The sequence below is a fragment of the Okeania sp. genome (genome assembly GCF_983059655.1).
This window is the reverse complement of record NZ_CEZPJD010001109.1, coordinates 1-2,047: the sequence shown is the minus strand read 5'-3', so window position 1 is coordinate 2,047 and position 2,047 is coordinate 1. Positions and strand designations below refer to the sequence as shown.

1 protein-coding gene is annotated in these 2,047 nt (G+C 36.5%); it reads left to right on the top strand.

Going from position 1 to position 2,047, the window contains the following annotated elements:
* Positions 1-1,595: 1,595 nt before the first annotated feature.
* Positions 1,596-2,047, top strand: a 452-nt coding sequence (locus tag AC3DU7_RS32270) for a reverse transcriptase N-terminal domain-containing protein (RefSeq protein WP_488043305.1), incomplete at its 3' end; no start/stop codon positions are given.

The window sequence follows — 2,047 nt, the reverse complement described above, 5'->3', positions numbered from 1 at the left end:
CCTAAAAATTGCCAATATCTCACAACTCAAATCATATTGCTATATTAAAAAAGAGAAAAATTAATTTAACTGTTAATAGGAAAAATTATAACCAAAAACATCAATATACAATCAGGGCTTACGAACTGATAATATATATAGGGTTTTGTTGTGTTAAGTTAACGATAATACACCCTACCAATAGCGTTTATGCATAAGTCCTAATATAAGATTTTTCAATTTTATTTTAGGTAAAAATTCATCTAAAAAAAGAGGATTATTATTAATAATTGAATGAAGCTCAATAATGAATAATTTTACTCAAAGCGATAATAAATCAAAACTATTCCACATATTTCAAGAGTTTATTTTAAAATTAATTACGATTGATTATTAATTTTTAGGGAGTAATTTATATCAGTTAAATCTACATAATAATATGTATTTTATTTAAACTATTTATCTTAATTAAGAAATCACAAAAAAACTGATTCCATTCTGTTTTTTGCCTTCAACACCATCACAATAATTTTAAACATTTCCTCAATTATTTTGAAAAGCAATTATTGACCCACAAATCTAAAAATATTGATTAGATACAGTAAGAAGTATTAGGGATCGACCGTTTTTCGGTAACAGCTTAAGTGATATTTGTCAATAACCTTGAGCTTAAATATTAAAATAAGTCTAAAGTCTAAATTCTACATAACTACATTATCTAGCAACGTCACTTCTATAACTCAGTCCAATATGTTGACGGTTTGAGAAATATACGTCAAACTTAACAAATAACTAACGTAATTGCTTCTAATTATATTAACTTTTGTTAAACGATGACTCGTAATCTATCAATTAGTAAAAATTGATTTAGATTAAAAAAAAGTCATTTAACTAAGAAGCAATTTCAGCAGACATCACTTTCAAACAATTGGTGTCAGCATATAGTCCTACAACTGTTGTTCATAATACTTAGCTATGAACATGGAAACTTTAGGTGCGACTCGTTCCTATTAAGAGCCTCTAGAAACTAGAGGGGTATGAATAGGGTCTAACGAGGCCACGGAGGAAGAGCCTGTATAAATCATAGCTACACGAGGCCACCAAAGAAGAGCCTGTTGGATAACTGGGTTACAGATGCTGGTGAAAATCCAGCCCGCTAAGGGAAAGCGGACTCCCGACCTGGCCACACCGAGCTAGAACTTTTCCACTAGCAGAGTGAAGCTGGCATCAGGCCCCAACCAGAGCTAAGGGTGATAGGCACACTGGGGGTAATGGGGAGACGGCATGGGTACATTACGGAATGTCCTAAAAAAACGTCTCAGTTCACGGCAAGGAGTCACCCAAAAGTCTCCTGACTGCGCACGGCAAATCTCCGCGTCGATATCTAAAGGTCAGGCGCTCCCCTGGAGACCGTGCAGGCGAATTGGATAACCCTAAACCGTCAGAACAATCTGTAATTCGGAACGAGGAAAAACGTTGAGAGAGTCTCTAGGAAAGGTCGAAATCTAGAGTAGGTGGGAAAACACGGAAACCTCTCCAACGGGTAGGATGCAAGCGCAAATTGCTTGCAGGGTAATCAGCGTAGTGAAATTTAATAAGAGAGTACGCTTAGACACATGAGCAATCATAGTGAAGTCTGGAGCAACCAAAATTGGAAGAAATTCCAGAAAAATTTGTTCCGCCTCCAAAAACGAATCTACAAAGCCATGCAGAATGGAGACACCCGTAAGGTAAAAAGTCTTCAACGTTTGGTGCTGAAATCTCATGCTGCAAGGATGCTAGCTGTAAGACAAATCTCTCAGCTTAATTCTGGGAAGAAAACTTGCGGAGTAGATGGTATTAAGTCCTTAAAATTTGAACAAAGGCTTGACCTAGCAGAAACGCTAAAAGAAGCAAACAACTGGGAACATAAAGGACTTAGAGAAGTTAAAATCCCTAAGAAAAACGGGAAGATTAGAACTCTAAAAATACCAACCATCGCAGATAGGGCATGGCAATGTCTTGTTAAATATGCCTTAGAACCCGCTCACGAGGTAACATTCCACGCCCGAAGTTACGGCTTCAGACC